Genomic DNA, 26,422 nt, shown 5'->3' with positions numbered 1-26,422 from the left:
TCTCCCCAATTAAGCAGGCGGGCAGTTTAACCTCAGCGTGCCCGGGCAAACCATCGCCCGGCTTCACAAGCCACGCTGCTGTCGAGTTCGAGCTCAGTCAGCGCCGCAAGAACCTTCGGCAACGGCCAACCGCTGTTATGGGCCAGCGCCTCGCCGGTTTGCGGCGCTGCGTGCAAGAGGGCTAGCAGCGGATGGAGCGGCGTCGACGGCTTGTCAACGACGTCATGGCTCGGCGCGATGTTTTTCCAGCCCTGTAGCGCTTCAAGAATATGGTCGATGGTTTCCACCAGCACCGCCCCTTCCCGGATCAGCTGGTGACAACCCCTGGCTCCCGGATGATGGATCGAGCCGGGAATCGCGTAGACCTCACGGCCCTGCTCGGCAGCAAGCCGTGCCGTAATCAGCGATCCGCTGGCGACGCTGGCCTCGACCACCAGCACGCCCAGGGACAAACCGCTGATGATTCGATTGCGCCGGGGAAAGTTGCTGGCGTGAGGTCCTGCGTCCAGGGGCAGCTCTGAAATCACTGCGCCGCCGTCGCCTATCATGCGCGCTGCAAGTTGGCGATGCCGCTGTGGATAAAGTTTTTCGATGCCGGTGCCCAGCACGCCAATTGTCCCGCCTTTTACGTCCAGCGCACCTTGATGTGCCGCGCCATCGATACCCAGCGCCAACCCGCTGGTGATGACAAAACCGGCACCTGCCAGGCTTCGAGCGAATGCCGCAGCGGTGTCGAGCCCAGGCTTTGAAGCGCGACGACTGCCCACCATTCCCAACTGCGGACGATCGAGCAACGCGCGGTTTCCCGCGATGAAAAGCAGTGGCGGCGGATCAGGAATTTCTGCCAGTAGCGCAGGGTAGTCAGGGTCGTCCCACATCAGCAAATGCTGGCCCGGACGGTCTAACCAAGCCAGTGCAGCACTGGCGCCGTCGCGTACGTCTGTACTGCGACGGGCCTCGGCACTGGCCGCCGGCAGCCGTAGAGATCGCCATGCTGAAGCCGGCGCACTTAGCGCGGCAGAGGCGCTGCCGAACGCATCGATGAGGGTACGAAAACGTTTCGGGCCGACTTCCGGCAGCCGATGCAAACGCAAGCGTGCTTCCAGCTCGGCCGGCGACTGCCCGGCCTTTTCGAACAACGGCATGTGATCTTCCTTGATCCGTGGTCCACCTTAATCAATGAACCAAGCTGTGGATAAGTCTGTTAACAACAATTTGATAAGTGAAGCATGCCGGTGGAGAAAAGTGATTTAGAGCTGATACATAGCATTACGGATTGCGGACTTTGTCCTGCACCGCCAGAGATCGGGTTGCGTGCAGCACCATGCCGTAGCTCAGTCGCTCGTACGTGCGGAAGACCATCAACAGCCCTGAACGCTCGTCGGGAATTTTCACTTGATCACCGTTGACCCGGTCGCGCACTGTCTCACCGGTCTTGTAGATGGCCAGCACGTTGCCTTCGGCCAAGCCATCAAGGCGGCCACGATCGATGGTGACCACGTCGAATTCGCCGATCTGCGTCACGCCCCGCGGTACGTCGATGATGTTGCCGTCAATCGGCTGCTGAGGTTCGCTGGGGACAAAGGTGGAATTGATTCGGCGCTCTTCGCTGACAAACAGACGGTCGCCAAGGCGCACTTCCTGGGTGGAGCGCTGCATTTGCAACGTCGCCACGTCACCTTCCGAGGCGACGATTTCGCCGCTGCCGATGTCATCGGCGTTGATGCCCAGCACCACGCCAGTGACCGGATCGACGTACGTCTTGCCCTTGCGGTAGATGCCGTACGACACATGGCTCGGCTCGAACTGTCCGCGCGCATAGATTCGATCACCCGCCCCACTGAGCACCCGCTCGCCGGGGCCGGCCACGACATGGGGCGCGGCTTCAAACTGGCTGGCGTTATCGATGATTCGGTTATTCAGTAGAAAGGCATTGATTGCGCCCAGCGGAATGGTCGGGATCGCCTCGGCAATCGGCGTGCTGCGCACACGCGGGGACAGTTTGATGGTGCCCCGGGACTCGCCGCGATTGACCACGATGCGTGGCTGACCATCGACGTAAATCAGGTTGAGCGTGTCACCGGGGTAGATCAGATCAGGGTCGTGAACCTGTGGATTGGCGCGCCAGAGCTGCGGCCACTTCCAGGGCTGGTTAAGAAATTTTCCGGAAATGTCCCAGAGTGTGTCACCGGCGACGACGGTGTAACTCTGTGGATGGCCATCCCTGAGCTGTACTTGCGCCTGGACAAGGCCGGTCGCGGCCAACAGCAGCAGGGCGAGTAGTGATTTCCTCATGCGGTGAATCCCTTTATCATGTTGGCTTCGCGTGAAACGCTGAGTCTTGCGAGACTTCCGGTTTTACTAGGGCTGCAGCTTGTGACGTCCCAAGCCTAGCAGCCGATTTTGACTTTACCCTACAGTGCATCCCTTACGTATATGGCCATTCTAAACATCCTCGAATTTCCCGATTCGCGCCTGCGCACCATCGCCAAGCCGGTGGCTGAAGTGGACGACAGCATTCGCCAGTTGGTCGACGACATGTTTGAAACCATGTACGAAGCACCTGGCATCGGTCTGGCCGCGTCGCAGGTTAACGTACACAAGCGCGTGGTGGTGATGGATCTCTCTGAAGATCGCAGCGAGCCGCGGGTGTTCATCAACCCCGAGATCGAGCCGCTGACCGACGAGATGGATCAGTACCAGGAAGGCTGCCTGTCTGTTCCGGGTTTCTACGAGAACGTGGATCGCCCGCAACGGGTCAAGGTCAAGGCGCTGGATCGTGATGGCCAGCCCTACGAATTCATCGCAGAGGGCCTGCTCGCCGTGTGCATCCAGCACGAATGCGACCACCTGAATGGCAAGCTCTTCGTTGATTACCTGTCCAATCTCAAGCGCGACAGGATCAAGAAGAAGCTGGAAAAACTTCACAAGCAAAACGCCTGATCCAGCCATCCTCCTTTCTACCGTAGGAGCCCGCGTGCCCGCGATAGCGACCTGTCCTCTGCCGCATTTGCCGGCTGACACCACGCCATCGCGGGCAAGCGCGTTTCTACAGTCTTACTTCAAGAGAAGCCCATGACTGAGCCACTGCGCATCGTGTTTGCCGGCACCCCGGAATTCGCCGCCGAGCATTTGAAAGCCCTGCTCGACAGTCCCCACGACGTCATTGCGGTGTACACCCAGCCAGATCGCCCGGCCGGTCGTGGTCAGAAGCTGATGCCCAGCCCGGTCAAGCAGCTGGCCCTCCAGCACAACATTCCTGTCATGCAGCCGCCGACCTTGCGCGCACCCGAAGCCCAGGCCGAGCTGGCTGCGTTGCAGCCGGACCTGCTGGTCGTGGTCGCCTATGGCCTGATCCTGCCGCAGACCGTGCTGGATATTCCGCGTCTGGGCTGCATCAACAGTCACGCCTCGTTGCTGCCACGCTGGCGCGGTGCTGCGCCGATTCAGCGCGCCGTGCAAGCGGGCGATGCCGAAAGCGGCGTGACGGTGATGCGCATGGAAGCGGGCCTGGACACCGGCCCGATGCTGCTCAAGGTGACGACCCCGATCACGGCCGACGACACTGGCGGCACGCTGCACGATCGTCTTGCCGAGCTCGGCCCGACTGCGGTGACTCAAGCCATCGCCGGGCTGGCTGACGGCACGCTGGTGGGCGAAGTGCAGAACGACAGCCTCGCCACGTATGCGCACAAACTGAACAAAGATGAGGCGCGCATCGACTGGACCCGCCCGGCGGTTGAGCTGGAGCGGCTGGTACGCGCCTTTAACCCATGGCCGATTTGCCACACCACGCTCAACGGCGAAGCGCTGAAAGTGCTGGCCGCGCAGATCGCCGACGGGGAGGGCACGCCCGGCAGCATCATCGACGCGAGCAAAGAAGGCCTGCTGGTCGCGTGCGGGAGTGGCGCACTGCGTCTGACCCGTCTGCAACTCCCGGGCGGCAAACCTCTGGGCTTCGCTGACCTGTTCAATAGCCGCCGCGAGAAGTTCGCCGTCGGCACCGTTCTCGGCCAAGCGGTGGATACGCAATGAACCCGCGTCTGGCCGCAGCCAAGGCCTTGGCTGCCGTACTGAGTGGCAAGGCGTCGCTGAACAGCTCTTTGCCCACCCAACTGGACAAGGTTGAAGACCGCGACCGCGGCCTGACCCAGGATTTGGCTTTTGGCACTGCGCGCTGGGAGCCGAGGTTGTCCGCACTGGCGACCAAATTGCTCCAGAAACCATTCAAAACCGCCGATAACGACGTGCAGGCTTTATTGCTGGTGGGCCTGTATCAGCTGTTCTATTCACGCATCCCTGCCCACGCCGCTATCGGCGAAACCGTGGGCTGCGCCGACAAGCTGAAAAAGCCGTGGGCAAAGGCGTTGCTCAATGCCGTTCTGCGTCGAGCCCAACGGGAAGGCGAGGCATTGCTGACGGAGCTGGAACACGATCCGGTGGTGCGCACCGCTCATCCACGCTGGCTGCAAAAAGCGCTGAAAGCTGCGTGGCCTGAGCATTGGGAGGCGATTTGTGCGGCGAACAACGCCCACCCGCCGATGATTTTGCGGGTCAATCGTCGGCACAAAACCCGCGAGCAGTACCTCCAACTGTTGCTGGACGCAGGCATCGCCGCAACGTCGAGCACGTTCAGCCAAGACGGCATCGTGCTCACCGAACCGGGCGATGTTCGCTCATTGCCGGGGTTCGCCGAGGGCTGGATCAGCGTTCAGGATGAGGCAGCACAACTGGCCGCCGACTTGCTGGAGTTGGCGCCGGGTCAGCGTGTGCTGGACGCCTGTTGCGCGCCGGGCGGCAAGACCTGCCATCTGCTGGAAGTACAACCGGGCCTGGCGGGCGTGGTTGCAGTGGATCTTGAAGCCAAGCGCATGGTGCGGGTCAAGGAGAACCTGGATCGCCTGGGCCTGAGTGCCGAACTTATCGCCGCCGACGCCCGCGCCACCGATCTATGGTGGGACGGCAAACCGTTCCAGCGCATCCTGCTCGACGCGCCTTGCTCGGCGACTGGCGTGATTCGTCGCCACCCCGACATCAAGCTGACCCGCCAGGCGGATGACATTCCCGCCCTCGCCGCGCTGCAGGGCGAATTGCTCGACGCGCTGTGGCCGACGCTGCAGGTCGGCGGCATCTTGCTGTACGCCACGTGTTCGACCCTGCCGACTGAAAACACCGAAGTCATCGCTGCATTTCTGGCGCGTACGTCGGGCGCACGGGAGCTGGACATCGCCGGGCAGCAAGGCAATCCACCGCCTGGTCTGAAACAGCCCCACGGCCGTCAGTTGCTGGCCCAGGAAGGCGGGCATGACGGCTTTTACTACGCCAAACTGATCAAGATTGCGGCGTCGGTCTGATGCCTGTCTCCTGTGGGAGCCAGCTTGCTGGCGAATGGGTCAGATCAGTCATCTCGCTACTGATTGATCTGGCAGGTTCGCCAGCAAGCCGGCTCCTACGGTCCGAAAACGCCGCAGGTCTTCAGCCCACGCATCTGACCCGATCATCATTTCAAGGAGAGACTGATTGAAGATCATCATTCTCGGCGCAGGGCAGGTCGGCGGTACGCTGGCCGAGCACTTGGCCAGCGAAGCCAATGACATCACCGTCGTGGACACCGATCAGGATCGTTTGCGGGCCCTGGGTGATCGCCTTGATATCCGCACCGTCCATGGTCGCGGTTCATTCCCCACCGTGCTGCGTCAGGCCGGTGCCGACGACGCCGACATGCTGGTCGCGGTGACCAGCAGCGACGAGACCAACATGGTCGCCTGTCAGGTCACGTACACGCTGTTCCAGACCCCGACCAAGATTGCCCGTGTTCGCGAGTCGGCGTACCTGACCCGCTCAGGCCTGTTCGCCAACGGCGCCATTCCCGTGGACGTGCTGATCAGCCCTGAGCAAGTGGTCACGCATTACATCAAGCGGCTCATCGAATACCCCAGCGCGCTGCAAGTCATCGACTTCGCGGGCGGCAAGGTCCAGATGGTGGCGGTCAAGGCGTACTACGGCGGGCCTCTGGTGGGACAGCAACTGCGTCAACTGCGCACGCACATGCCGAATGTGGATACCCGCGTTGCAGCTATCTTCCGTCGCGACCGTCCGATCATTCCTCAGGGCGATACGGTTATCGAGGCGGACGACGAGGTCTTTTTCATCGCTGCCAAGGCGGATATTCGCGCCGTGATGGGCGAGATGCGTCGCCTGGATGAGAGCTACAAGCGCATCGTGATTGCTGGCGGCGGTCAGATTGGCGAGCGGCTGGCGGAAGCCATCGAGAACCGCTATCAGGTCAAGATCATCGAAATGAATCCCGCCCGATGCCGTCACCTCTCTGACACGCTCAACAACACGGTGATCCTGCAAGGCAGCTCTTCCGATCGCGACCTGCTTGTGGAAGAGAACATCGACAACGCCGACCTGTTCCTGGCACTGACCAACGACGACGAGGCGAACATCATGTCGTCGTTGCTGGCCAAGCGTCTCGGCGCGAAGAAGGTGATGACGATCATCAACAACCCGGCGTATGTCGACTTGGTGCAAGGGGGAGAGATTGATGTCGCGGTCAGCCCTCAGCTCGCCACCATCGGTACGTTGCTGGCCCACGTGCGGCGCGGCGATATCGTCAGCGTGCATTCATTGCGTCGGGGCGCGGCGGAAGCCATCGAGATTGTCGCCCATGGCGATGCCAGATCCAGCAAGGTGATTGGCAAAGCCATCATGCACATCAACTTGCCGCCCGGCACGACCATCGGCGCCATCACCCGCGCCGACCAGGTGATCATCGCCCATGACAACACGGTGATCGAATCAGGCGATCACGTGGTCATGTTCCTTGTGGATAAAAAATACATCCGCGACGTGGAGCGACTGTTCCAAGTGGGTTTGAGCTTTTTCTGACTCTGGGCAGACGCCTTTAACGTAGGAGCGCGCTTGCCCGCGAAAAATGCTAGGCCTGACATAGCGCTGTCGGATGTACCGACTTATCGCGGGCAAGCGCGCTCCTACAGTTGATCGCGGGCCTGCGGGGCTCAGCGTTTGATCAATACCAGCGCTTCTCACCTTCGGGGCGTTTCTTGAAGCGCTTCATGGTCCACATGTATTGGCTTGGATAGGCCCGCACGTACTTTTCAACCACCTTGCTCATGGCCGCTGCCGACGTTGCCGTATCAGCGCTGTACATGTCCTCCGGCGCGGCTTCGAGAATCACTTTGTAGCCAGAGCCATCCTCCAGACGCATCGCGTGGAGGAACACGCCTACCGCTTTGCCGCCCGCCAGCATGTTCGGCACGAACTTGCTGGTCAGCGCCATTGTCCCGCAGAAGGGCACGAATATGCCTGCTGATTCTGCCGGCTCCGGGTCTGCGGGAATGCCGACCGAGCCACCTTTGCGCACTTCCTTGATGACGCTGAGAATGCCTTCCTTGGTGGACGCGGCAACGCGGTTACCCAACTGCACGCGCTGCTTGCGCAGCAGATCGTCCACGGCCTTGAGCTTGGGTGGTCGGTAGAAAATGATCGGTTTGCACTGACTGCAATAGAAGTGGTTGAGCACTTCCCAGTTGCCCAGATGGCTGGTGATGCCGACGACGCCCTTGCCCGACGCCAGGGCGTCTTTCAAGACCTGAAGCCCTTCGACCTCGCGAACCAGATTGATCGACTTCTGCGCCGGCCAGATCCACGCGCAGGCGCTTTCGGTCAGGGTCTTGCCGATGTCCATCAGGCTGCGGCCGACCAGTGCTTCGAGTTCTTCAGGGCTCAGTTCGGGGAAGCACTTGGACAGGTTGATGCGCGCGACGTCGCGAGAACGGTTAGGCAATTTCCACATCAGCCAGCCAATGCAGGTGCCGACCCATTGCACTGCGCGCCACGGCAACAGGGCAAACAGGCGCAATGCCCCAACCATCAAGGCGCCTTTGAACTTATCCACAGATCACTCCCGAATACATGAGGCGGCCATTGTAACCATTCATGCGAGCCGTTCACTCACATCACCCACCAGCTCAGCGTATCGATCGCAGTCAATCGTATGGTCCATCACCATTCCGGTGGCCTGCATGTAGGCGTAACAGATAGTAGGGCCGACGAAGGTGAAACCGGATTTCTTCAACGCTTTGCTCATCGCTTCGGCCTCTGGCGTAATGGCCGGGACTTCGCTGCGGTCCTTGAAGTGATTGACCTTCGGCTTGCCGCCGACAAAGGACCAGACAAACGCGACCGGATCCTCAAGCCGCAACCAGGCCAGAGCGTTCCTGCGCGCGGCATTGAGCTTGAGACGGTTGCGCACAATGCCGGGCTCCAGCATCAGCGCTTCGATTTCAGCATCGGTGATCACTGCAATGCGCTGGACGTCGAAGCCGAACATCACTTGACGGTAGCGCTCACGCTTTTTCAGGATGGTGATCCACGACAGTCCGGCCTGGAACCCTTCGAGCAACAGGAACTCGAACAGCATCTGCGCATCGCGCAACGGCATACCCCACTCTTGATCGTGGTAGTCCATGTAAAGCGGATCTTCGTTGCACCAAAAGCAGCGTGGCATAGGGCTCCCAAGGGTGGAGGCGCGGCCGAATCGGGTATACTCCCGCTCTTTAAATCGCAGCCCCCCAGTACAGGTGAATTTCGTGAGCCAGCCTACGCCAGCCGTGCGTACCTTCCAAGACTTGATCCTCGCCCTCCAGCAATACTGGGCTGAGCAAGGTTGTGTGGTACTTCAGCCCTACGATATGGAAGTGGGCGCCGGCACTTTCCACACTGCTACGTTTCTGCGCGCCATCGGCCCGGAAACCTGGAACGCCGCCTACGTGCAACCGAGCCGTCGTCCTACCGATGGCCGTTATGGCGAGAACCCGAATCGCCTGCAGCACTACTATCAATTCCAGGTTGTCCTCAAGCCCAACCCGGACAACTTTCAGGAGCTGTACCTTGGCTCGCTGAAGCACGTGGGTCTTGACCCGCTCGTACACGACGTCCGCTTTGTCGAAGACAACTGGGAGTCACCCACCCTCGGCGCCTGGGGCCTGGGTTGGGAGATCTGGCTGAACGGCATGGAAGTGTCGCAGTTCACCTATTTCCAACAAGTCGGCGGTATCGAATGCTACCCGGTCACGGGCGAAATCACCTACGGCCTCGAGCGTCTGGCGATGTACCTGCAGGGCGTCGAGTCGGTCTACGACCTGGTCTGGACTGACGGCCCGTTTGGCAAAGTCACCTACGGCGACGTGTTCCATCAGAACGAGGTGGAGCAATCGACCTACAACTTCGAGCACGCCAACGTCGACAAACTGTTCGAGCTGTTCGATTTCTATGAAAGCGAAGCCGTGCGCCTGATCGAAGTCGAGCTGCCACTGCCGAGCTATGAAATGGTCCTCAAGGCCTCTCACACCTTTAACTTGCTGGATGCCCGTCGCGCGATTTCCGTGACGGCACGTCAGCAGTACATTCTGCGCGTCCGCACCCTGGCTCGCTCCGTGGCCCAGGCGTACCTGATGGCCCGGGCCAAGCTCGGCTTCCCGATGGCCGCGCCCGATATCCGCGATGAAGTGTTGGCCAAGCTGGAGGCTGCGCAATGAGTGCTCAAGATTTTCTGGTCGAACTGGGCACCGAAGAACTGCCACCCAAAGCATTGAATACTCTGGCCGATGCGTTCATGGCCGGTATCGAAAAAGGCCTGCAGGCTGCCGGTTTGACCTATACCGCCAAACAGGTCTATGCCGCGCCACGTCGCCTGGCCGTGCTCATTACTCAGCTCGCCACCGAGCAGCCGGATCGCAGCGTCAACTTGGATGGCCCGCCACGTCAGGCGGCGTTCGATGCCGAGGGCAATCCGACCCAGGCTGCCTTGGGCTTCGCCAAGAAGTGCGGCGTGGACCTGAGTGAAATCGATCAGAGCGGCCCGAAGCTGCGCTACAGCCAGAGCATCCCTGGCAAGCCAACGTTGAGTCTGCTGCCGACCATCATCGAAGATTCGCTCAACGACCTGCCGATTCCGAAGCGCATGCGCTGGGGCGCGCGCAAGGAAGAGTTCGTGCGTCCGACCCAGTGGCTGGTGATGCTGTTTGGCGATCAAGTCGTCGACTGCACCATTCTCGCCCAGACGTCCGGCCGTGAGTCCCGCGGCCATCGCTTCCATCATCCGGACAGCGTGCGCATCTCGTCGCCGGCCAATTACGCCAGCGACTTGCGCGCGGCCCATGTGCTTGCGGATTTCAACGAGCGTCGTCAGTTGATCAGCAAGCGCGTCGAAGAGCTCGCCACGCAACACGAAGGCACCGCCATCGTACCGCCGGCATTGCTTGATGAAGTGACTGCGCTGGTCGAATGGCCAGTGCCGCTGGTGTGCTCGTTCGAGGAGCGTTTCCTTGAAGTGCCGCAGGAAGCCCTCATCACCACGATGCAGGACAACCAGAAGTACTTCTGCCTGCTGGATGCCGAAGGCAAGTTGCTGCCGCGCTTCATTACTGTCGCGAACATCGACAGCAAGGACCCTTCCCAGATCGTCCACGGCAACGAGAAAGTGGTTCGCCCGCGTCTCACCGACGCCGAGTTCTTCTTCAAGCAGGACAAGAAGCAAAAGCTGGAGACGTTCAACCAGCGTCTGCAGAACGTGGTGTTCCAGGCCCAGTTGGGCACGGTGTTCGACAAGGCCGAGCGCGTTTCCAAGCTCGCTGCGTTCATCGCGCCACGCATTGGCGGCGATGCTCAGCGCGCCGCACGGGCAGGCCTGCTGTCCAAGTGCGACCTGGCGACCGAGATGGTTGGCGAGTTCCCGGAGATGCAGGGCGTTGCAGGCTACTACTACGCCTTGGCCGACGGCGAACCCGAAGACGTCGCACTGGCGTTGAACGAACAATACATGCCGCGCGGCGCTGGGGCTGAATTGCCAGGCACGTTGACCGGCGCCGCTGTCGCCATCGCCGACAAGCTCGACACACTCGTGGGTATCTTCGGTATCGGCATGCTGCCGACCGGGAGCAAAGACCCGTACGCTTTGCGCCGGGCTGCGCTCGGCATCCTGCGCATCCTGATCGAGAAGAAGCTGGACCTGGATCTGGTCAAAACCGTGCAGTTCGCCGTTGCTCAGTTTGGTGTGAAGATCAAACCTGCTGGCCTGCCAGAGCAGGTGCTCGAATTCATCTTCGATCGTCTGCGTGCGCGCTATGAAGACGAAGGCGTAGACGTTTCTGTCTACCTGTCGGTGCGCGCCTTGCAGCCCGCTTCGGCACTGGACTTCGATCAACGTGTTCAGGCGGTCCAGGCCTTCCGCAAATTGCCTGAGGCTGCAGCACTGGCCGCCGTGAACAAGCGGGTTTCCAATCTGCTGAGCAAGGCGGATGGCAGCATCGCCCAGACCGTCGAGCCGAAGTACTTCGACAACGCCAACGAGTTCTCGCTGTACTCGGCAATTCAGCAGGCAGATCAGGCCGTAGCGCCGATGTCCGCCAGCCGTCAGTACAACGAAGCGCTGACGCGTCTCGCGGCACTTCGCGAGCCTGTGGATGCGTTTTTCGAAGCAGTGATGGTCAACGCGGAAGACGCCAGTGTGCGAGCCAACCGTTACGCCTTGCTTGCCCGTCTGCGCAATCTGTTCCTCGGCGTTGCCGACATCTCTTTGTTGAGCTGACAGCGGAGCGCATGCCAGTGAAGTTGCTGATTCTCGATAGGGACGGGGTGATCAACCAGGACTCCGACGCCTACATCAAGTCGGTGGACGAGTGGGTTCCGATTCCAGGCTCCATCGAGGCCATTGCGCAACTGAGTAAAGCCGGCTGGACGGTGGCTGTGGCCACCAATCAGTCCGGCATCGCTCGCGGTTACTACGATCTGGTCACCCTTGATGCCATGCACGCACGCTTGCGTGAACTCGTGGCGGAGGAGGGCGGCGAGGTCGGACTGGTCGTTTATTGTCCCCATGGTCCGGACGCCGGCTGCGATTGCCGCAAGCCAAGACCGGGCATGCTGAAGACAATTGCCAGCCATTACGCCGTCGATTTAGCCGGCGTGTGGTTTGTGGGCGACAGCAAGGGTGACCTGGAGGCGGCGGTGGCCGTCGACTCACAACCTGTTCTGGTCCTGACCGGCAAAGGTCAGAAGACGCGCAGCGGTGCATTACCCGCAAGCACGTTGGTTTTCGATGATCTGGCGGCGGTTGCCGCAGAACTTATTCACAACAGCGCCCCGTTGAATCGCTAACGGCTATTCAACGGCTCGCTCAATTCGGGCAATTGCCCCGTAACGGTAAAAGCAGCTATGTCGATTGTGCAGGCCATCAGGATTTTCTTCTTTTACCTGCTGCTGGGCACTACTGCCCTGCTGTGGTGTTCGCTGAGCTTCTTTATTGCACCTTTCCTGCCGTTCCGTCTTCGCTATCGCTTCATCAATGTCTACTGGTGCCGCTGTGCTTTATGGCTGACCCGCGTGTTCCTCAACATCAAGGTCAACGTCACCGGCGAGGAGAATATTCCGGAGACACCGTGCGTGATCGTCTCCAATCACCAGAGCACGTGGGAAACGTTTTTTCTCTCGGCCCACTTTCAGCCTTTAAGCCAAGTGCTCAAGCGTGAGTTGCTCTACGTGCCGTTCTTTGGGTGGGCCATGGCGATGCTGCGTCCCATCGCCATCGATCGCAACAACCCCAAAGCGGCGCTCAAGGTCGTGGCAAAGAAAGGCGATGAGTTGCTCAAAGACCGGGTCTGGGTGCTGATCTTCCCTGAAGGCACGCGCGTACCCTACGGCCAGATCGGAAAATTCTCGCGCAGCGGTTCGGCGCTGGCCGTTAATGCGGACTTGCCTGTCCTGCCCATTTCCCACAATGCCGGCCGGTATTGGCCTAAAGAGGGATGGGGTAAAAAGCCGGGGACCATCGAAGTCGTGATTGGCAAACCGATGTACGCAGAGGGCACCGGCCCACGCGCAATCGCAGCGCTGAACGATCGCGTCTCGGCCTGGAATGAGCAAACCCAGCGTAATTTGGGATCGCCTGCAATGCCTGCGCCTGCACCCGAGAAATCACCGGCGTGAATTGTGGATAACCTGTGCACGAATAAATCCAAAATCGGAAAATTCGCTGCTAACTCGTTAATTTAAATACTTATTTCTTACGACGCTTACAACATCCAAAGCGTGCATAAGTTTTTCCCCAGCATCTTCCGATCCCCTGCAAAGACCGGTCTTGAGCCTTGGCAGCCAAGACCGATGCGTGGATCAGGCAGTCCTCCCCGGCGCGGTTATCTGTAGATTGCATAGCGCCCCCATACCGACCAGTACAATCCCGCCACACGCTGCTGCGACAAACCCCATGGCGGGGGAAACGCTGTCGATAGCGAATCCCACAATGGGCGCCGACAGCGTCTGACCTATCCGGTAAGCCGAATCGTGCAACCCCATCACCTCACCTCTTACGCTGGAAGGCGCCAGCTTGGCAACCGCTTCCGAACCTGCAGCCAGCGTCGGCGTGCATAGCAGATTGGTCGGCAACAGCGCGAGCATCAGCCACCACCAGACGTCATCGAAGAACACCACAGGTAGCAGCAGCAGGCTCATTGCCAAAGCGAGTTTCATCTGTGACCACGACCTGTGGACAACACCGTGGACATACCCGCCCACGATGGACGCAATGGACATCGCGGCGATGACATACCCGGTGAAGGCAAGTTGATCGCTGGCGCGCAGCACGGCGATCAGTGCCAGCTCGGTGCCGTACAACACGAACAAAGCCCCCGCACTCACACACATGACGGCCAGTAAACGGCCGCTCATCCAGGTACGGATTTTGGGGCGTACGCGATCAGGATTTGCAGCGACTTCGTCGACGTTGCGCGTCGGCCAGTTCAACACATAGAGCACGACATAGGAGAGCGCGCGCCACAGGCCGATGCCCGCCAGCGTGGCCGTCGCCGAATACGTGGTGATGAGCAGAATGCCGCTGGCGGGCCCGATGACGAATGAGAGCTCCATCAGCATCATGTTGAGCGAGTACGCAGGCCGGCGCTGATCCTCCGGCACCAGACTGGCGATGAACTGCCTGGCAAGCGAGCCCGTTGGCACGGTAAAGAGACCGGCAACAAAAGCCAGAAAGACATAGAGCCAGTAGCTCACCATCGGCAGCAACACCCAAGCGAGGGTCGACAGTGTCCCGCACACGGCCACCACTGGGCGCAGGCCGTGACGATCAATCATTCGGCCGAGCAGGGGAGAGCCCACCGCGAAACCAAGGGCGGTCGCTGTCCCCACCACGCCTGCATCAAAATAACTGCCGCCCATTTCATTGAGCACATGCAAGCTCAGCGTGAGGCCCATGATGGTCAGCGGCAGACCCGCAACGAACATGAACAACGTGGCAGGCAGCACTCGAGGGATAGCCAGCACTTTCTGGTATTTGCGAATCGACATATGACTGAGGCTCCTTGGTCTTAAACCTGTCCTGATGCAGCGGTTCCATCGGCGGGTTTGTAGGTTCTGCACGCTGTCATTGCACAGACAAGGCGCAGCGATACAGTCCCCTAACAAAAACTATCGTTCGAGTTTCAGGGCCAAATTATTGGCTGACAGGGCGTGCAGGTAATCCGCGTCGCGATTAGGGATGCCAATTAGACGCGGAGCATCCCCAGTGTATCGTTCAAGCTCAGAACCACTTTCAACCCTCTCGATATCGCGCGTCTCCGACGGCGTGAGCGTCACAGCGGTGAATGGATCGAACCGATATCACCCTGATCTCTCGCGGAGGCAACATGAATACGTTGGGTGACCTGACGTCCAGAACAAGCAATAACTTTAACCTGATCAGAATGCTCGCTGCCACGGCGGTCCTGATTTCCCACAGTTACCCTCTCGCACTTGGCCATGATGCGGTAGAACCACTCTCGAAATGGATTGGCTTGTCACTCGGTGAACTGGCAGTGATCACGTTCTTCTGCGTCTCCGGTTTTTTTATCTCCCTTAGCCGTGATCGCGCAGGCAACACAACCGATTTTTTTACCGCTCGTTTTCTGCGCATTTACCCTGGGTTGACCCTTGTACTGTTGCTCAGCGTGTTTCTGGTCGGGCCCTTTTTTACGACACTGAGTGCGCCGGAATATTTCCGTTCGGATGAGACATACGATTATTTAACCCACAACTTGACCCTGTTCAGCATGAGGTTCCAGTTGCCTGGCGTGTTCGAAAATAACCCTTGGCCCGGCATTAACGGGTCGCTGTGGACGCTCTTTTATGAAGTTTCCCTCTACATCCTGGTGGGCGCGCTTGGAACATTCTGCTTTTTCAGTGAAGGCCGGAAATTCGCCGGCTTTGTCATGTTTTATGCCGCGCTGTACGTCTCGTTCAAAGCCTTGATGCTGAACAGCACTTTGGTCGATGACTTCTACGGCACCGAATCTTTCTTCACGTGGAGCTTGCCGTTTGTTCTGGGCATGTCCTTCTACCGCTATCGTCAGCACATCGAGCATCGATTTATCGGCTTCCTGCCTTTCGCGGTGCTAGCCGCCTGCACATGGCGCACGCCGTATTTCTTTGAGTGTTTTGTTCTGGCCTGGACGTATCTGATTTTCTACCTGGGGTTCGCAACCCACCCGGTAATCGCCCCTTACAACCAGCTGGGCGATTACTCATATGGCGTTTATATCTACGCCTTCCCGATTCAGGAAATCCTGGCCCATCTGTTCAAAGGTATCGGCCCTCTCAGCATGATGCTGATCGCCTTCCCGCTCGTGTTACTGGCAGCCATATTCTCCTGGCATGTTATCGAGAGGCCCGCCATGGCCTGGCGCCGCGGGCTGGCCGGATTATTAAGCAGTCGCCTGGACAACAAGAAGACCCATTGGACCAGAACCGGGAAAGGTGCCGCATGATGACTTGCGCACCGAGGGAGGCTCTAAACGCATCCGGCATGGATTCAACAGGGAGTTCGCGATGAAGAGATTTCAAGTGCTGGACGGCTTCAGGGGTATCTGCGCACTAAGTGTTGCGGTCTATCATGTCCATATTTCCCAGAGCTTCGGCGAATGGGCATTCTTCAGAAACGCTCATTACCTGGTGAGTTTTTTCTTCGTGCTTAGCGGCTTTGTCATGGTCCACACCTACCGCCAGCGCCTGGCCACGACAGACCAGTTCAAGCAGTTCTTCATCACACGCACCTTCCGGCTGTACCCCTTGCACGTCGTTGTGCTCCTGTTCGCTATCGCATTGGAGGTGGTAAAGCTGGCCGCGGAGCGTGCCGGCATAGCGTTCAATCAGCCGAGCTTCACCGGACAGCGAGCGCCCCAGGAAATCCTCCCCAACCTTCTGCTGCTGCAATCCTGGTGGCCGGGATTCAATCCCCAGTCGTTCAACTTTCCGGCATGGAGCATCAGTGTCGAGTACTACGTCTACATGATCTTCGCGGGGATACTTTTGTGTACACCACGCATCTCCACTCCAATATTTTTGATGATTTCGTTGATGGCTACGGCGTGCTTGTCCTTGGGATATGGCTATCTGATGGAGCCCGCATTGCAGGGACTGTCCTGCTTCTTTGCCGGAGTGATCACCTATCACCTCTATCAGGTTATCCACAACAAGAGCATTCCGCGCTGGGTGCACACTGTTTTGGAAACTGTTGGGATCTGTCTCACAGCGAGCTTGCTGGTGAGTGACATCGATCACAAGCAGATCATTCTGATGTTGGTCTTCTGCGCGCTTATGTTGATTTTCTCCTTTGAGGGAGGAGTGATTTCGACCTTGCTCAAGGCTCGCCCGTTCGAGAAGCTGGGCGTGCTGTCCTACTCGATCTACATGACCCATGCGATGGTTCTATTCGCCTCCACCCTTGCCTTGCTTCTTGTAGGAAAAGTCACCGGATACACCATCGTCACCTACGCTACCGCGGCGCCCGGTCCGATGCTGTCCTTCCACAACGGAGTGGCTGACAATGCTCTACTCATCGCTCTGTTAATCATCATTATCGGTATATCTACGGTCAGCCATCGATTCATTGAATTGCGCGGTATCGAATGGGGAAAACAGTTAAGCAGGAGAGGGCGGACCACATCGCCGACCAGCCCGATTAAAACAGTGAGCTGAGTGCCTAAACGAAAACAGCCCCAATCGATTCGCATCGTTGGGGCTGTTTTGTTGGCGGTTGAAACCTTAGAAGTCCAGGTTCGACACTGCCAGTGCGTTGGCTTCGATAAAGTCGCGGCGCGGCTCTACTGCGTCACCCATCAGGGTGTTGAAGATCTGATCAGCGCCGATAGCGTCTTCGATCGTCACCTTGAGCATGCGTCGCACACTTGGGTCCATCGTGGTTTCCCACAGCTGATCCGGGTTCATCTCGCCGAGACCTTTATAGCGCTGGATGGTATGACGCTTGGTGCTCTCTGCCATCAACCAGGCCAATGCTTCTTTGAACTCGGTGACGGCTTTCTTGCGTTCGCCACGTTGAACGTAAGCGCCTTCTTCCAGCAGGGTGCTGATCTGCGCACCCAGTGCAGTGACTGTCTTGTAATCGTTGCTGCCGAAGAAATCGCGGTTGAACGTGACGTAGTTGGACAGACCATGTGAGATCAGCTCGACCTCTGGCAGCCACACGTTACGCTCGCGGTCTTCACGCAGGCTGGCCTTGTAGACCAACCCGGACTTCTCACCCACGCGCAGGCGTTCATCGAACTTCGCCAGCCACTCTTGCATGGCCGCATGATCCGACAGTTGCTCCATTGGCACGGCCGGCAGATAAACGAAGTGCTCGGTCAGCTCTTGTGGGTACAAACGGGACAGACGTTTCAGCGTCTTCATCACCATGCGGAAATCGTGGACCAGTTTCTCCAGCGCTGCACCGGAAATACCAGGCGCCGATTCATTGAGGTGCAGGCTCGCATCTTCAAGGGCCGACTGGGTCATGTACTCTTCCATGGCGTCGTCATCTTTGATGTACTGCTCTTGCTTGCCTTTCTTCACCTTGTACAAGGGCGGTTGAGCAATGTAGATGTAGCCACGCTCAACCAACTCCGGCAACTGGCGGAAGAAGAAGGTGAGCAACAGGGTACGGATGTGCGAACCGTCAACGTCAGCATCAGTCATGATGATGATGTTGTGGTAGCGCAGCTTTTCGATGTTGTATTCGTCGCGGCCAATACCGCAGCCCAGTGCAGTGATCAACGTGCCCACTTCCTGGGACGAAATCATCTTGTCGAAGCGCGCCTTTTCCACGTTCAGGATCTTGCCCTTGAGTGGCAGGATGGCCTGAGTTTTACGGTTACGTCCCTGCTTGGCGGAACCACCAGCAGAGTCACCTTCCACTAGATACAGTTCGGAAAGGGCAGGGTCTTTCTCTTGGCAATCGGCCAGTTTGCCGGGCAGGCCTGCGATATCCAGCGCACCTTTGCGACGAGTCATCTCACGTGCTTTACGCGCAGCTTCACGAGCACGCGCTGCATCGATCATCTTGCCGACAACGGCTTTCGCTTCGTTCGGGTTCTCCAGCAGGAAGTCAGAGAAGTACTTGCCCATCTCCTGCTCAACTGCCGTCTTCACTTCTGAAGACACCAGCTTGTCTTTCGTTTGGGAGCTGAACTTCGGATCAGGTACCTTCACGGAAATAATCGCTGTCAGGCCTTCACGCGCATCATCACCGGTGGTAGCGACCTTGTGCTTCTTCGCCAAACCTTCCTGCTCAATGTAGTTGTTCAGGTTACGGGTCAGGGCAGAACGGAAGCCGACCAGGTGGGTGCCACCGTCGCGCTGTGGAATGTTGTTGGTGAAGCACAACAAGTTCTCGTTGAAGCTGTCATTCCACTGCAGGGCAATTTCGACGCCGATGCCATCTTCACGCTGGATGTTGAAATGGAAGACCTGATTCACCGGCGTCTTGTTGGTGTTGAGGTATTCAACGAATGCGCGCAGACCGCCTTCGTATTTGAACAGCTCTTCCTTGCCGCTGCGCTCGTCCTTGAGAACGATACCCACACCGGAGTTAAGGAACGACAGCTCACGAATACGCTTGGCGAGGATGTCCCAGCTGAAGTGAATGTTCTTGAAGGTTTCGGAGGAGGGCTTGAAGTGGATCTCTGTGCCCGTGGTATCACTTTCACCAACGATTTGCATCGGTTCTTGTGGAACACCATGGACGTAGGTTTGCTCCCAGACTTTTCCACTGCGGCGAACAGTGAGGTTCAGAACCTCGGACAGCGCGTTGACGACTGAAACGCCCACACCGTGCAGCCCGCCGGATACTTTGTAGGAGTTATCGTCAAACTTACCGCCAGCGTGCAACACCGTCATGATGACTTCGGCGGCGGAAACACCTTCTTCTTTATGCACATCGACCGGAATGCCGCGACCGTTGTCACGAACAGTGATCGATTCATCCGGGTGGATGATGATACTGATGTCGTCACAGTGACCAGCCAATGCCTCGTCAATCGAGTTGTCCACAACCTCAAATACCATGTGGTGGAGGCCGCTGCCATCATCTGTGTCGCCGATATACATACCAGGACGCTTGCGTACGGCATCGAGCCCTTTCAGCACTTTGATGCTGGTCGAGTCGTACGTTTGGTTTTCGCTCATGCCTTCACTCCCGGTGGTCGTGGGTCTGGGTGATATTGCCTTGTTCCACGTGGAACAAGGCAACTGGCGTTTCCGTCTGCCAGCCTTCCCTCAACAATTCATGATCTACACAGGTGATAAATACCTGGCAGCGTAATTCTTCCAGCAGGCGACAAAGCGCACCGCGGTGATTCTCATCGAGCTCCGATGGCAGATCGTCGACGAGGTAAATACATTGGCCACGACGGGCCGTGCTGACTAAGTGTCCCTGAGCAATACGGAGGGCGCAGACCACGAGTTTCTGCTGCCCGCGGGAGAGGATATCTGCCGCATTGTGTCCGCCAAGTCGTAGACGTAAATCTGCGCGTTGCGGCCCCGCCTGCGTATGACCCATCTGCTGATCACGGTAGAGCGAAGATGCCAGAACGTCGCTCAGGTTTTTTTCCTTGTCCCATCCTCGATAGTAACTAAGCGTCAACCCATCGATCTGGACAAGCTCACTCAGCGTTTGCTCGAACACAGGTTTCAGCGCTTTGATATAAGCGCGCCGAAACTCGTCAATTTCATCGCTCGCCAGACACAACTCACGGTCCCATGCGGCCTGCGAAGCGGCGTCAAGTGTACCATGCCGAAGCCACGAGTTCCGCTGCCTCAGGGCCTTCTGGAGCCGCTGCCAGGTGGACATAAAACGAGGTTCCACGTGGAACACTCCCCAATCCAGAAATTGACGTCTGATCTTGGGAGCACCTTCGAGGAGCCGAAAGCTATCGGGATTAATCAGCTGCAGCGGCAACGTCTCCGCCAGTTGCGCGGCGCTTTTCGCGTTCTGGCCATCTATACGAATCTGAAAGTCGCCCTGACGGTCACGGGAAACGCCAAGACTGCTATGGCCACCTTCGGCAAGTTCGACTTGGCCAAACACCGTGCACGCAGGTTGCTCGTATTGAATGACAGGCTGCAGCCGGGCGCTGCGGAAAGAGCGCGCCAAGCCGAGGAGGTAGATGGCCTCAAGGACACTGGTTTTCCCACTGCCGTTGGCGCCATAGAGGATGTTAATGCGGGGAGAAGGAGAGAAGGTCACCGGGTGCAGATTGCGCACCCCGGTGACCGAGACACGGCTAAGAGACATTGATCAACTGCTGTTACAGGCGCATCGGCATAACGACATAGGCCGAGTCGTCATTGCCGGATTCCTGCACCAACGCACTGCTGTTGGAATCGGAGAGAATCAGACGGACTTGCTCCGTAGTCATGACACCCAATACGTCGAGCAGGTAGCTCACGTTGAATCCGATCTCGAGTGAACTGCCGTTGTAGTCGACGCTGATTTCCTCTTCGGCTTCCTCTTGCTCCGGGTTATTCGCTTGAATCTTCAACTGGCCGTTGGCCAACTGAAGGCGGATACCTCGATACTTCTCATTCGAGAGAATCGCCGTGCGGCTGAAAGCCTCACGCAGTGCCTGACGATCACCCACGACCAACTTGTCGCCGCCCTTAGGTAGCACTCGCTCATAGTCCGGGAATTTCCCGTCGACCAGTTTGGATGTGAATGTGAACTCACCCGTGGTCGCACGAATGTGATGCTGACCCAACACGACGCTGACCAGACCATCTTGTTCGGTCAGTAGTCGGGCGAGCTCCAGAATGCCCTTACGCGGCACGATCACTTGGTGACGGTCAGCCTGCTCGATCTCTGCAGCCATCGAGCACATCGCAAGACGATGCCCATCGGTTGCGACCGCGCGCAGAATCCCCGACTGAACCTCAAGTAGCATGCCGTTAAGGTAGTAGCGAACGTCCTGTTGGGCCATTGCAAAACTGGTGCGCTCGATCAAGCGGCGCAGCTTGCTTTGTACAAGGCTGAACGTAAGCGAACCCGGGCCCTCTTCGACGGTTGGGAAATCGTTGGCAGGCAGGGTGGAAAGCGTGAAACGGCTACGACCCGCTTTGACGATCAGCTTCTGCTCGTCCAGTTTGATGTCGATGAGCGCATCGTTGGGAATGCTTTTGCAGATGTCCATCAGCTTGCGCGCAGGAACGGTAATTTCGCCCGGCTCTGCGGGCTCTTCCAGCTGCACGCGGCCGACCAGCTCGACTTCCAGGTCTGTACCGGTCAGAGACAACTGCTGGCCCTCAACGACCAGGAGCACGTTCGAGAGAACCGGCAAGGTCTGACGGCGTTCGACAACGCCCGCGACCAGTTGCAGGGGTTTCAACAGGGCTTCGCGTTGAATGGTGAAATGCATGGTCTAGTCCCTTGCCTTGATAAGCTGCGTCGGCATCACGTTGTCAAAGTCCGCAGCAGGTTCTTGTAGTCCTCGCGGATGTCCGCATCGGATTCTTTCAATTCGTTGATCTTCCGGCACGCATGCAACACAGTTGTGTGATCGCGACCGCCAAACACATCACCGATTTCGGGAAGGCTGTGATTGGTCAGTTCCTTGGACAGCGCCATCGCTACTTGCCGCGGACGCGCGACGGACCTGGAACGGCGTTTGGACAGCAGGTCGGAGATTTTTATCTTGTAGTACTCAGCGACGGTCCGCTGGATGTTATCCACACTCACCAGCTTGTCCTGCAACGCTAGCAAGTCCTTCAAGGATTCACGGATCAGCTCGATCGTGATGTCCCGGCCCATGAAGTGCGAGTGAGCGATGACGCGCTTGAGCGCACCCTCAAGCTCACGCACATTGGAACGGATACGTTGCGCGATAAAAAAAGCGGCGTCGTGAGGGAGATCGACTTTCGCCTGATCTGCCTTCTTCATCAAAATCGCCACCCGTGTTTCCAGCTCCGGGGGCTCCACGGCGACGGTCAAGCCCCAACCGAAACGTGACTTCAGGCGCTCTTCGAGGCCTTCAATTTCTTTAGGATAGCGGTCGCTCGTAAGAATAACCTGCTGACCCCCTTCGAGAAGGGCGTTGAAGGTGTGGAAAAACTCTTCCTGAGAACGCTCTTTGCGGGCAAAGAATTGAATGTCATCGATCAGCAGTGCATCAACGGAGCGATAGAAGCGCTTGAACTCGTTGATAGCGTTGAGCTGCAGCGCCTTGACCATGTCCGCCACGAACCGCTCGGAGTGTAAATACACGACCTTGGCGTTCGGGTTCTTCTTGAGCAGGTGGTTACCTACAGCGTGCATGAGGTGAGTTTTACCCAGACCCACACCGCCATAAAGGAAGAGAGGGTTGTAGCCATGCTTGGGATTATCCGCTACCTGCCAGGCGGCCGCGCGCGCCAGTTGGTTGGATTTACCTTCGACAAAGTTTTCGAATGTGAAGGTCCTGTTCAGGTAGCTGGTGTGTTTCAGCGCACCCTCAACCTGAACATTACGCTGCTCGGCACGCGCAGGGGCTTGCTGGGAACTGGCGCCAGCCATTGGGTCAAAGCTCGCCCGGGAAGGCTCGTCCTCGACATTCAATGAATTCTGAATCATGGGGGCTGGCGTCGCTACTGACTGCGGCGCGCGGGCTACGACCGGCGCTTCACTGGAGGCAGCCATCTCTGCAGCCTGAGATGCGGCCGTCGCTGCGGCGAGCGGTGCATTCGGTGCCGCACGTGGGGCAGAGCTACGCTTGCTGCCTATTAATAAGGACAGCGACGGGGCAATTCCCTGACCGTGCTCGCCCAGCAGCTCGAGCAATCGACCCAGGTACTTCTCATTGACCCAGTCCAGCACAAACCGGTTGGGCGCATACACGCGCAATTCGTCGCCTTCGGCTTCAACCTGTAACGGACGGATCCAGGTGTTGAATTGCTGGGCAGGCAGCTCATCGCGCAAAAGCTCAACGCATTGCTGCCAAAGTTCCACTGACACAAATATCCCCTAGATTCTGAAGCCGGCGCGGCAAAAACAAGCGGCCATTGTAACCACCCGAAGCCGACTTATCCACATGAAGGTAGGGCGCCAGCGCATCAAACCGACACTACAGCGCTGAAAAAGACGACAGCCGGTGGATAGTTAAGGTCTGTGGATAACCGCGCTTCAGCCCTTTGCATAACACAGGTCTGAAACCTGTGGATAAGGCGCCTGTTGATAAGTAACGCATTTATACACAGCTTGTCGTCAGCTGCAGCACAGCCGCAGCACCGCTTGTGGACAGACTTTCGTTCGTCTGTACATCATGCAGTGCGTGGCCTACAGCACTTTATCCACAGAAATCTTCTCCTTAAGCTTTTATAAGCTTTACAAAAAAGCTTTAAATACCTTCCTTCTTTATTTCTATATCTACGAGACAAGGATGCACCGACTGATGGAGCGCTGTCGATGAAGTCCACTCAGGAACTAAATGCAAGAAACGTTGGTTGGAAATTGACCTGCGAGCCCGCTTTCTCTAGAATCCCCGGTCTCTTAAAACGGGGGCCATTCCGGCCCGTTGTGGACGAACCAGGTAACACGCCATGAAACGTACTTTCCAACCCAGCACTATCAAGCGCGCTCGCACCCACGGTTTCCGTGCTCGTATGGCCACTAAAAACGGTCGCGCAGTTCTGTCGCGTCGTCGCGCCAAAGGCCGTAAGCGTCTGGCAGTTTGATTAATCGGCACAGGTGGTGAGTCAGGACTTCAGTCGGGAAAAGCGTTTGCTGACACCCCGGCATTTCAAGGCAGTCTTTGACTCCCCCACCGGTAAGGTTCCGGGAAAAAATCTCCTGCTCCTTGTGCGCAACAACGACCTTGATCATCCCCGTCTCGGGTTGGTGATCGGGAAGAAGAGCGTGAAGCTCTCCGTCGAGCGCAACCGCTTGAAACGCCTGATGCGTGAGTCGTTTCGCCTTCACCAGGACAACCTGGTCGGATGGGATATCGTCGTCGTCGCACGCAAAGGCTTGGGTGACATTGAAAACCCCGAATTGATTCAGCATTTCGGCAAGCTCTGGAAACGTCTGGCGCGCAGCCGGCCCGATCCCGAACTTAAAACCGAAACTGCGGGGGTAGACAGTCCTGATGCGTAAACTGGCGCTCGTTCCGATCCAGTTTTACCGCTATGCCATCAGTCCTCTGATGGCCAGTCACTGTCGTTTCTACCCCAGTTGCTCCTGCTACGCGTACGAGGCCATTGAAAATTATGGTCTGGTGCGCGGTGGCTGGCTGACCTTACGTCGCTTAGGTCGGTGTCATCCGTGGAATCCCGGTGGTTATGACCCGGTTCCACCTGCTCCCACCTCCCGTTCCTCTTCGATGGCCGAGTAATCATGGATATTAAACGCACGATCCTGATCGTCGCCCTGGCAATCGTGACCTATGTCGGTGTCCTGAAATGGAACCAGGACTACGGTCAGGCTGCCTTGCCGACTCAGAATGTTGCTGCCAACACCAATACATCCGCTATTCCTGATGCTCCGCAAGGTTCAGCGACTGCCAATGCAGACGTTCCTAGCGCTACCGGCGAAGTAGCTGCGCCGGCGGAAATGCCGGTGGCCACCAGCAAAGACCTGATCCAGGTGAAGACAGACGTCCTCAACCTGGACATTGATCCAGTGGGCGGCGATGTGGTGCAGCTTCGTTTGCCACTTTATCCACGCCGTCAGGATCACCCGGAGATTCCTTTCCAACTGTTCGATAACGGCGGCGAGAGGATTTTCCTTGCTCAGAGCGGTCTGACTGGCGCGAACGGTCCTGATGCCCGTGCAGCGGGTCGGCCGGTTTACTCGGCCACGCAAAAAAGTTATCAGCTGACTGATGGCCAGAACGATCTGGTCGTCGACCTGAAATTCAGCGATGCCGGTGTTAATTACATCAAGCGCTTCACGTTCAAACGCGGTCTGTATGACCTCACCGTTTCTTACGTGATCGACAACCAAAGCGCGCAGCCGTGGAACGGTAACCTGTTCGCCCAGCTGAAACGTGATGCGAGCGCCGATCCATCCTCGACTACCGCTACGGGCACCGCCACTTATCTGGGCGCTGCCATGTGGACACCTTCGGAACCCTACAAAAAGGTTTCCATGAAGGACATCGACAAAGGATCGGTAAAGGATACTGTTCAGGGCGGATGGGTCGCCTGGTTGCAGCATTACTTTGTGACCGCCTGGATCCCGAACAAGGCTGACAGCAATACCGTCACCACCCGTAAAGACAGTGCCGGCAATTACATTATTGGTTTCACTGGCCCGGCATTGACAGTCGCACCTGGCGCGAAAGCCGAGACGACTGCGACGCTTTACGCCGGTCCAAAGAGTCAGGCAGTCCTGAAAGAGTTGTCCCCAGGTCTTGAACTGACGGTGGATTACGGGATTCTGTGGTTCATTGCTCAGCCTATTTTCTGGCTGCTGCAACATATCCACAGCATCGTCGGTAACTGGGGCTGGTCAATCATCTTCCTGACCATGTTGATCAAAGGGCTTTTCTTCCCTCTGTCGGCCGCCAGTTACAAATCCATGGCACGCATGCGTGCAGTCGCTCCGCGCCTCGCCGCGTTGAAAGAACAGCATGGCGACGATCGTCAGAAGCTGTCTCAATCGATGATGGAGCTGTACAAGAAAGAGAAGATCAACCCGTTGGGTGGGTGCTTGCCGATTCTGGTCCAGATGCCGGTGTTCCTGTCGCTGTACTGGGTACTGCTTGAAAGCGTCGAAATGCGTCAGGCACCGTGGCTGCTGTGGATAACTGACCTGTCGATCAAAGATCCGTTCTTTATTCTGCCGATCATCATGGGCGCAACCATGTTTATCCAGCAGCGTTTGAACCCGACACCTCCGGATCCGATGCAGGCCAAGGTCATGAAGCTGATGCCAATCATCTTCACGTTCTTCTTCCTGTGGTTCCCGGCTGGTCTGGTGCTGTACTGGGTTGTGAACAACACCCTGTCCATCACTCAACAGTGGTACATCACCCGCAGCATCGAAGCGAAAGCCAAGAAAGCTGAAGCCTGATCTACCCTGTTAACAAGTCACTCAAAACGCCCCCTC

Annotated in this window: 23 protein-coding genes; 14 read left to right on the top strand and 9 right to left on the bottom strand. The window is 57.8% G+C overall.

Annotated features, from left to right (window positions below; translation table 11 throughout):
* Positions 1–32: 32 nt before the first annotated feature.
* Positions 33–1,145 (bottom strand): DNA-processing protein DprA, encoded by a 1,113-nt coding sequence (gene dprA, locus EC919_RS11735; protein ID WP_133774049.1) that lies wholly within the window; start codon positions 1,143–1,145, stop codon positions 33–35.
* Between the two features lie 124 nt (positions 1,146–1,269).
* Positions 1,270–2,295 carry a LysM peptidoglycan-binding domain-containing protein gene (locus EC919_RS11730; RefSeq protein ID WP_133774047.1) on the bottom strand — a complete coding sequence of 342 codons (1,026 nt, stop codon included), beginning with the start codon at positions 2,293–2,295 and terminating at the stop codon, positions 1,270–1,272.
* A 141-nt stretch (positions 2,296–2,436) separates the two neighbouring features.
* On the opposite strand from EC919_RS11730, the gene def reads away from it, so the two are divergent.
* From def to trkA, 4 genes are all read left to right on the top strand, one after another.
* Entirely contained in the window at positions 2,437–2,943 is a 507-nt protein-coding gene (gene def, locus EC919_RS11725) for a peptide deformylase (protein ID WP_074886160.1), read from the top strand.
* A 132-nt stretch (positions 2,944–3,075) separates the two neighbouring features.
* A complete protein-coding gene (fmt, locus tag EC919_RS11720; RefSeq protein WP_133774045.1) occupies positions 3,076–4,035 on the top strand; it encodes a methionyl-tRNA formyltransferase in 960 nt (319 codons plus the stop codon).
* Complete coding sequence (rsmB, locus tag EC919_RS11715) at positions 4,032–5,354, top strand: 16S rRNA (cytosine(967)-C(5))-methyltransferase RsmB (RefSeq protein ID WP_133774043.1); 1,323 nt, start codon at positions 4,032–4,034, stop codon at positions 5,352–5,354. The genes fmt and rsmB overlap by 4 nt, the downstream gene beginning before the upstream one ends.
* A 166-nt stretch (positions 5,355–5,520) precedes the next feature.
* Positions 5,521–6,894, top strand: a complete 1,374-nt coding sequence (gene trkA / locus EC919_RS11710; protein ID WP_133774041.1) for a Trk system potassium transporter TrkA — start codon at positions 5,521–5,523, stop codon at positions 6,892–6,894.
* A 142-nt stretch (positions 6,895–7,036) separates the two neighbouring features.
* Here trkA and EC919_RS11705 read toward each other — a convergent pair whose 3' ends face one another.
* Both EC919_RS11705 and EC919_RS11700 read right to left on the bottom strand, forming a co-directional pair.
* Entirely contained in the window at positions 7,037–7,924 is an 888-nt protein-coding gene (locus tag EC919_RS11705) for a lysophospholipid acyltransferase (RefSeq protein WP_133774039.1), read from the bottom strand.
* A 39-nt stretch (positions 7,925–7,963) separates the two neighbouring features.
* On the bottom strand, positions 7,964–8,536 hold the full coding sequence (locus EC919_RS11700) for a DNA-3-methyladenine glycosylase I (RefSeq protein ID WP_133774037.1): 573 nt from the start codon (positions 8,534–8,536) through the stop codon (positions 7,964–7,966).
* Positions 8,537–8,618: 82 nt separating this feature from the next.
* Between EC919_RS11700 and glyQ the strand changes: the two genes are divergently transcribed.
* From glyQ to EC919_RS11680, 4 genes are read left to right on the top strand one after another with little or no spacing between them, the layout of a single operon-like run.
* Positions 8,619–9,566, top strand: a complete 948-nt coding sequence (glyQ, locus tag EC919_RS11695) for a glycine--tRNA ligase subunit alpha (RefSeq protein WP_065988033.1) — start codon at positions 8,619–8,621, stop codon at positions 9,564–9,566.
* Positions 9,563–11,617, top strand: a complete 2,055-nt coding sequence (gene glyS / locus EC919_RS11690; RefSeq protein WP_133774035.1) for a glycine--tRNA ligase subunit beta — start codon at positions 9,563–9,565, stop codon at positions 11,615–11,617. Before glyQ ends, glyS begins: the two co-directional genes overlap by 4 nt.
* 11 nt (positions 11,618–11,628) lie before the next feature.
* Complete coding sequence (gene gmhB, locus EC919_RS11685) at positions 11,629–12,186, top strand: D-glycero-beta-D-manno-heptose 1,7-bisphosphate 7-phosphatase (protein WP_166650530.1); 558 nt, start codon at positions 11,629–11,631, stop codon at positions 12,184–12,186.
* A 57-nt stretch (positions 12,187–12,243) separates the two neighbouring features.
* A complete protein-coding gene (locus EC919_RS11680) occupies positions 12,244–13,014 on the top strand; it encodes a lysophospholipid acyltransferase family protein (protein WP_133774033.1) in 771 nt (256 codons plus the stop codon).
* 183 nt (positions 13,015–13,197) lie between these two features.
* On the opposite strand, the gene EC919_RS11675 is transcribed toward EC919_RS11680, so the two are convergent.
* Positions 13,198–14,385, bottom strand: a complete 1,188-nt coding sequence (locus tag EC919_RS11675; RefSeq protein WP_208294970.1) for an MFS transporter — start codon at positions 14,383–14,385, stop codon at positions 13,198–13,200.
* Between the two features lie 338 nt (positions 14,386–14,723).
* Here EC919_RS11675 and EC919_RS11670 point away from each other — a divergent pair, with 338 nt between their 5' ends.
* The gene (locus EC919_RS11670) at positions 14,724–15,839 is read left to right on the top strand and encodes an acyltransferase family protein (RefSeq protein ID WP_166650529.1); all 1,116 of its coding nucleotides are present in this window, start codon (positions 14,724–14,726) and stop codon (positions 15,837–15,839) included.
* Positions 15,840–15,900: 61 nt separating this feature from the next.
* Complete coding sequence (locus EC919_RS11665; protein WP_133774029.1) at positions 15,901–17,049, top strand: acyltransferase family protein; 1,149 nt, start codon at positions 15,901–15,903, stop codon at positions 17,047–17,049.
* Positions 17,050–17,115: 66 nt separating this feature from the next.
* On the opposite strand, the gene gyrB is transcribed toward EC919_RS11665, so the two are convergent.
* The 4 genes from gyrB to dnaA are packed head-to-tail and all read right to left on the bottom strand — an operon-like array spanning position 17,116 to position 23,329.
* Positions 17,116–19,533, bottom strand: coding sequence for a DNA topoisomerase (ATP-hydrolyzing) subunit B (gene gyrB / locus EC919_RS11660; protein WP_065988041.1), 2,418 nt, complete (start codon positions 19,531–19,533; stop codon positions 17,116–17,118).
* A 4-nt stretch (positions 19,534–19,537) separates the two neighbouring features.
* Entirely contained in the window at positions 19,538–20,641 is a 1,104-nt protein-coding gene (recF, locus tag EC919_RS11655; RefSeq protein ID WP_133774027.1) for a DNA replication/repair protein RecF, read from the bottom strand.
* A 13-nt stretch (positions 20,642–20,654) separates the two neighbouring features.
* Positions 20,655–21,758 (bottom strand): DNA polymerase III subunit beta, encoded by a 1,104-nt coding sequence (gene dnaN / locus EC919_RS11650; RefSeq protein ID WP_133774025.1) that lies wholly within the window; start codon positions 21,756–21,758, stop codon positions 20,655–20,657.
* Positions 21,759–21,793: 35 nt separating this feature from the next.
* Positions 21,794–23,329, bottom strand: coding sequence for a chromosomal replication initiator protein DnaA (gene dnaA, locus EC919_RS11645; protein WP_133774023.1), 1,536 nt, complete (start codon positions 23,327–23,329; stop codon positions 21,794–21,796).
* 584 nt (positions 23,330–23,913) lie between these two features.
* Here dnaA and rpmH point away from each other — a divergent pair.
* Genes rpmH through yidC form a run of 4 tightly spaced genes read left to right on the top strand, consistent with a single transcriptional unit; the run spans position 23,914 to position 26,386 of the window.
* Complete coding sequence (rpmH, locus tag EC919_RS11640; RefSeq protein ID WP_002551315.1) at positions 23,914–24,048, top strand: 50S ribosomal protein L34; 135 nt, start codon at positions 23,914–23,916, stop codon at positions 24,046–24,048.
* A 16-nt stretch (positions 24,049–24,064) separates the two neighbouring features.
* Positions 24,065–24,466: a ribonuclease P protein component gene (rnpA, locus tag EC919_RS11635; protein WP_122534378.1), complete on the top strand. Its 402-nt coding sequence runs from the start codon at positions 24,065–24,067 to the stop codon at positions 24,464–24,466.
* Positions 24,459–24,704: a membrane protein insertion efficiency factor YidD gene (yidD, locus tag EC919_RS11630; protein WP_074886126.1), complete on the top strand. Its 246-nt coding sequence runs from the start codon at positions 24,459–24,461 to the stop codon at positions 24,702–24,704. The genes rnpA and yidD overlap by 8 nt, the downstream gene beginning before the upstream one ends.
* A gap of 2 nt (positions 24,705–24,706) precedes the next feature.
* Positions 24,707–26,386, top strand: a complete 1,680-nt coding sequence (gene yidC / locus EC919_RS11625) for a membrane protein insertase YidC (protein WP_133774022.1) — start codon at positions 24,707–24,709, stop codon at positions 26,384–26,386.
* The last annotated feature ends 36 nt before the right edge of the window (positions 26,387–26,422 follow it).

The sequence above is a fragment of the Pseudomonas graminis genome, from assembly GCF_004364335.1.
In the GTDB taxonomy this organism is placed as follows: domain Bacteria; phylum Pseudomonadota; class Gammaproteobacteria; order Pseudomonadales; family Pseudomonadaceae; genus Aquipseudomonas; species Aquipseudomonas graminis_D.
Note: the sequence above shows the minus strand (reverse complement) of the source record. Positions and strands in the feature narration are given on the sequence as shown.